Annotated in this window: 4 protein-coding genes and 1 pseudogene; 1 reads left to right on the top strand and 4 read right to left on the bottom strand. The window is 44.8% G+C overall.

Annotation, left to right across the window (positions count from 1 at the left end; translation table 11 throughout):
* Positions 1-104: 104 nt before the first annotated feature.
* Positions 105-956: an S-formylglutathione hydrolase gene (gene fghA / locus D9603_RS21355; RefSeq protein WP_128732841.1), complete on the bottom strand. Its 852-nt coding sequence runs from the start codon at positions 954-956 to the stop codon at positions 105-107.
* A gap of 55 nt (positions 957-1,011) precedes the next feature.
* Positions 1,012-2,133 carry an S-(hydroxymethyl)glutathione dehydrogenase/class III alcohol dehydrogenase gene (locus D9603_RS21350; RefSeq protein ID WP_128732840.1) on the bottom strand — a complete coding sequence of 374 codons (1,122 nt, stop codon included), beginning with the start codon at positions 2,131-2,133 and terminating at the stop codon, positions 1,012-1,014.
* Positions 2,134-2,230: 97 nt separating this feature from the next.
* On the opposite strand from D9603_RS21350, the gene D9603_RS21345 reads away from it, so the two are divergent.
* Positions 2,231-3,106: a LysR substrate-binding domain-containing protein gene (locus D9603_RS21345; protein WP_125253877.1), complete on the top strand. Its 876-nt coding sequence runs from the start codon at positions 2,231-2,233 to the stop codon at positions 3,104-3,106.
* Here D9603_RS21345 and D9603_RS21340 read toward each other — a convergent pair.
* Complete coding sequence (locus D9603_RS21340; protein ID WP_128732839.1) at positions 3,093-4,751, bottom strand: SulP family inorganic anion transporter; 1,659 nt, start codon at positions 4,749-4,751, stop codon at positions 3,093-3,095. The genes D9603_RS21345 and D9603_RS21340 overlap by 14 nt on opposite strands.
* Positions 4,752-5,043: 292 nt before the next feature.
* A pseudogene (locus D9603_RS21760) lies at positions 5,044-5,597 on the bottom strand (ribonuclease E); the annotation flags it as partial.

Raw genomic sequence — 5,597 nt, 5'->3', positions numbered from 1 at the left:
TCCCGAGCTGGGGTTAATTAAGAAAATTGGTATAACAAATCATATTATTAGCTATCTACCAGGCTTTCTTATTATTCAAGAGTTCAGCCACTACAAAACATAGTCTAGTCACGGTTTACAAAGTGACGGTGATGAAAGGCTAGGTGCTCATCAATAAAACTTGAGATGAAAAAGTAACTATGATCATAGCCGTCATGAGTGTTCAGTGTGATAGGGTAACTGGCGTTTTCAGCTGCCTCTTTAAATAACCAAGGTTTTAGCTGCGCTTCTAAAAACTGATCCTCAGTGCCTTGCTCTATCAATATCGGTCTTCTTACTGGCTGGTCGTAATTCGTCATTAATACCGTGGCATCATACTGCTGCCAGTGCTGGGGCTCGTCCCCCAAATAACCTGAAAAGGCTTTTTCCCCCCAAGGGCAGTTACTCGGGTTAACGATAGGGCTGAACGCTGAAATGCTGGTATACATATCTGGATTTCTGAGTCCAATGACAAGGGCGCCATGACCACCCATTGAATGACCACTAATGGCTTTTTGATTGTTGACAGGGAAGTGCGCTTCGATAAGCTCTGGTAGTTCTTGTGTCACATAATCATACATCTGATAGTGCTTATTGTATGGTGCTTGTGTGGCATTGACATAAAAGCCGGCACCGAGGCCAAAATCGTAACTAGCATTTTCATCGTCAGCCACATCTTCTCCACGTGGGCTGGTATCCGGTGCTACTATGGCAATACCTAGTTCGTTGGCTTTTTTAAAAGCACCTGCTTTTTGCATGAAGTTTTCATCGCTGCAGGTTAACCCTGAAAGCCAATATAACACAGGCACTTTTTTCCCTTCATTGACAGTTTCAGGTAAAAAAATAGCGAACGTCATATCGCACTGGGTTGTTTGACTCGAGTGCTTATAGCGTTTGTGCCAGCCGTTTGACACTTTGTTGCTGGAAATCAGTTCCATCGAATTCTCCTTTATGAAGCGAGATAGGGCGCGAACGCGCCCTTGAAAAATATTGTTAGTAGTGGATCACTGACCGGATACTCTTGCCTTCGTGCATTAAATCAAAGGCTTCGTTTATGTCTTCAAGCTTCATAGTGTGAGTGATAAAGTCATTGAGCTTGAACTCACCGTCCATGTAGCGCTCGACAATCTCAGGAAGCTCCGAGCGGCCTTTTACACCACCAAAAGCGCTACCACGCCATACTCTGCCTGTGACTAGTTGGAAAGGACGTGTCGATATTTCTTGTCCTGCACCAGCAACGCCGATGATCACAGACTCACCCCAGCCTTTGTGGCAGCACTCAAGTGCACTTCTCATGACATCGACATTACCGATACATTCAAATGAGAAATCTACTCCGCCATCCGTCATTTCAACGATAACTTCTTGGATTGGCTTATCAAAATTCTTAGGGTTGATAAGATCGGTAGCACCAAGTTTTTTCGCAAGCTCGAATTTGTCTTCATTGATATCAACGCCAATAATACGACTCGCACCAGCCATCGTTGCGCCAATGATAGCGGATAAGCCGATACCACCAAGGCCAAAAATAGCGACGGTATCGCCTTTTTGCACTTTAGCAGTATTCATTACTGCACCCATTCCCGTAGTAACACCACAGCCAAGCAAGCAGATCTCTTCAAGAGGCGCTTCCTTATTTACTTTAGCCAAAGAGATCTCTGGTAATACCGTGTACTCAGAAAAGGTTGATGTGCCCATGTAATGGTAAATGGGTTTACCGTCTTTATAAAAGCGAGTTGTGCCATCTGGCATTAAGCCTTTACCTTGGGTTTCACGGATCTGCTGACAAAGGTTCGTTTTACCAGATTTACAGAACTTACATTCGCCACACTCTGGTGTGTACAATGGGATCACGTGGTCGCCAACGGCAACGCTGGTAACGCCTTCACCAACCGCCTCAACGATACCTGCGCCTTCATGACCTAAGATGGCTGGGAATACGCCTTCTGGATCGTCGCCAGACAAAGTGAAAGCATCGGTATGACATACGCCCGTTGCAGTGATTTTTACTAAGACTTCGCTTTTTTTCGGTGGCATTACATCCACTTCTTCAATGCTAAGAGGTTGGCTCGGGCCCCACGCTATAGCGGCTTTAGATTTAATAAATTCAGACATAGTGTTTTCCTTTCTTTAAAACATGATGAAAAGTATAACGGCTTTATAATTTTTGATAATCTATAAAAATAATAAAGACTTTTACGTGAGTGTAATAATGGATAGGTGGGTTGGTATTGATGAATTTGTTGCCGTAGCAAGTTATGGCTCATTCAGTGCAGCGGCAATACAGCTGAATACGTCAGTCGCGCAGGTGAGTCGTCGCGTAAAAATGCTTGAGCAAAGATTAAACGTACAGCTATTAATGCGTACCACAAGAAAGCTTGCCTTGACCCAAGAAGGAGAGGTTTTTCTATCTCATGCAAAACATTTACAGCATGGATTAGATGATGCGACAGCGGCGATAAGACAGCGTGACAGACAGCCGACGGGAAAGTTAAAGCTCACTGCACCAGTTATGTATGGTGAGTCTTATGTTATGCCAGCAGTAGTTGAATTTATGCGTTTATATCCCAAAGTGGAAGTAGAAATGCACCTTACCAATAACCAAGTCGACTTACTTGATAAGGGATTTGATTTGGCGATCCGACTTGGGAAATTACAGGATTCTTCGCTAAGAGCAAAACGCTTAACGACACGTAGTACCATGGTGTGTGGTGCAAACAGCTATTTGAATCAACGGGGTCAGCCGCACACCTTGGATGAGCTTTTGGATCACAACTGCTTAATTGGCAATAGTAGTGAGTGGCGTTTTGTTGAGCATGGCAGGACTAGGCAGATTAAAGTCGGTGGTTCGCTTCGTTGTAATAGTGGCTGGGGACTGGTGGAAGCTGCAAAGCAGGGGTTGGGTTTAGTGCAACTACCACACTATTACGTTAAACCAGCGCTCGATAAAGGCGAGTTGACAGAAGTCTTGACCAATTTTAAGCCCGAGGAAGAGGGAGTCTGGGCGTTATATCCGCCCAGACAATTTGTAGCAACTAGTTTACGTTTGTTATTAGACCATCTAAGCGAATGCTTTAGTCAGCCGTAGCCATTGTTTCTATCGCTTGGCTCAATGCGATTTCGCGGCTAGCACAAAACGCACTGTCCCCTAAACGCTCATGAATATTCAAACGTTTTAGCTTGTCAGTAGTTTCGGTGTTTGGAGAGTAAATAAAGACTCGGCACTGTGCGTCTAATGCGTCTGTAATCGCATTCTCAATAGCCAAGCCGACGGTGACATCTATCATAGCAACGTCGCTTAAATCTAACACCATTGCATTGTACTCACTTATTTTACGGTGTTGTCTTGCGATTGCTTTTGAAACACTGAAAATCATTGGTCCAGATAGATAAAAGAACAATAGTTTTCCGTTGGCTTGATCCAATAACTCACTTTCTTTTTTCGTCAGAGGTACGTCTTCATCACTATCACTATCGCTTATTGCTTTCACGTGGTTTGCCTGCACGCGACTCAAGCGCTCAATTACCATAACGTTAGAAATAAAAACACCAAGCCCTACAGCAACGATAAGGTCTACAAACACAGTCAGTAGCATTACACCATACATAATTGCCATTTGACTCATACTCAGCTTATGAGCGCGCTGTATAAAGCTCCAATCAAGAATGTTAAAGCCAACATACACAGCAATACCCGCAAGTACAGCCATCGGGATAGGCTCTGTTAACCCGCCTGCGATAAATACCACGGCCATTAAAATGAGCGCTCGAAATATGCCTGCTATTGGAGAGCGAGCCCCAACCTGAATATTAACGACGGTTCCCATTGTTGCGCCTGCACCAGGAAGTGCGCCAAATAAACCGGCAATAATGTTAGCTATACCTTGGCCTCTCAGTTCTTTATCTGAGTCATGTTCTGTTCTTGTCAAACTATCGGCAATCACAGCCGTAAGCAGAGTGTCAATACAGCCTAAGGTGCCAAGCACCAGCGCATCGATAAGCATCTCAACGAATAATTCAGGTGTTAAAACAGGAAATACAAGGCTAGGTAGCCCATTTGGTATTTCACCAATCCGGCGGATACTATCGGTATCAAAGATAATGACAGAGAGCAGTGTTACCGCTACTAGGGCAACCAATTGAGCTGGGACATACTGTCGCCACTTGCTTGGCATTTTGAATAAAATAGCCAGAGTAATGACACCCAAAAATAGCTCAGAGAAATGCAGATCCATCAATAAATTTGGGATATTTGATAAGGTGCCGATTACGCCACCTGCCGGAGCTTGGTGGCCAAGTAACGGGGCGAGTTGGAGGATAATGAGAATAACGCCAATCCCAGACATGAAACCTGAGATCACACTGTATGGCATTAGCGTAACGTATTTACCTAGCTTTAGTGTGCCAAGTAGTACTTGGAAGGCACCGGCCATCATCACCACAGTGAAGCCCATCGCAAGGCCATTTTCTGGGTACTTGCTCATCATCGCGGTCAGTACCGCTGTCATAATGACGGTCATAGGACCGGTAGGCTCAGAAATTAGTGAAGTTGAGCCTCCAAATAATGCGGCAAATAACCCAACAAGAATAGCGCCCCACATGCCGGCTTCTGCACCAGCACCGGAGGCTACCCCAAAGGCAAGTGCCAGGGGTAAAGATATAATAGCGGTGGTAACACCACCGAATAGGTCACCTTTGAAAGATGCGTGTTTAAATCTCTTAAATGTGATCATACTTTTGACTATAACGATCAAAGAATTGACGGCATTCTACTGATAAATGATATGCAGTGCTATGAAGGACTGGTACTACCATTTCCATGTTCAGTAGCATTATACCAATCAGTCTTAATACGAACTCAATTTGAAGGAGTAAACCTGACACTAACTGCGTTAAAAACTTCTTATTCAGAACAACTAAATAAAAATTTTTGCCTTCTCGCCTCAAAATAGATCACTTAATTAAGATAATTGGTATTAGATACAAAAAAGCCAGTCTACATAGACTGGCTTTTTTATTTTTTACTTAATCAACCTGAGCTGGCGAGGCCATTTCGGCACTCGCTTTACCCATCGGTGACTTGGAGCCAACACCTAGGCCACTATTTGCAACTACTTCACGAAGCTCATGTGGCATTGCCGGTGGTATCTGTGCAATGACGTCGTCATTCACACCTTGAGCCTTGGTCATTGGCGCTGCGGCGGTTTGGTTAAAGCGAATACGGCTATAGGTCGTATCACCATTCGCATTATGCGGTGGGGTTTCTTTAACCGTTTCAGATGCTATTTCTGCTTGTGGTGCAACTTCTTCAACCGTTTCAGATGCTGCTTCCACCTGCGGTGCAACTTCCTCAGCGGTTTCAGGCGCTGCTTCTGCTTGCGGTGTAACTTCCTGAGCGGTTTCAGGCGCTGCAGCTTCAGTTTGCGGTGCAACTTCCTCAGCGGTTTCAGGCGCTGCTTCTGCTTGCGGTGTAACTTCCTGAGCGGTTTCAGGCGCTGCAGCTTCAGTTTGCGGTGCCACTTCTTCAGCGGTTTCAGGCGCTGCTTTTGCTTGCGGTGTCACTTCTTCAGCGGTTTCAG

Origin of the sequence: Pseudoalteromonas sp. PS5 (assembly GCF_004103255.1) — a bacterium.
Lineage (GTDB): Bacteria > Pseudomonadota > Gammaproteobacteria > Enterobacterales > Alteromonadaceae > Pseudoalteromonas > Pseudoalteromonas peptidolytica.
The sequence above is the reverse complement of the archived record's forward strand: the minus strand, read 5'-3'. Positions and strand labels throughout refer to the sequence as shown.

Excerpts from the sequence above, each read along its gene's own strand:
- fghA (WP_128732841.1), bottom strand. The coding sequence starts at position 956 with ATGGAACTGATTTCCAGCAACAAAGTGTCAAACGGCTGGCACAAACGC.
- D9603_RS21350 (WP_128732840.1), bottom strand. The coding sequence starts at position 2,133 with ATGTCTGAATTTATTAAATCTAAAGCCGCTATAGCGTGGGGCCCGAGC.
- D9603_RS21345 (WP_125253877.1), top strand. The coding sequence starts at position 2,231 with ATGGATAGGTGGGTTGGTATTGATGAATTTGTTGCCGTAGCAAGTTAT.
- D9603_RS21340 (WP_128732839.1), bottom strand. The coding sequence starts at position 4,751 with ATGATCACATTTAAGAGATTTAAACACGCATCTTTCAAAGGTGACCTA.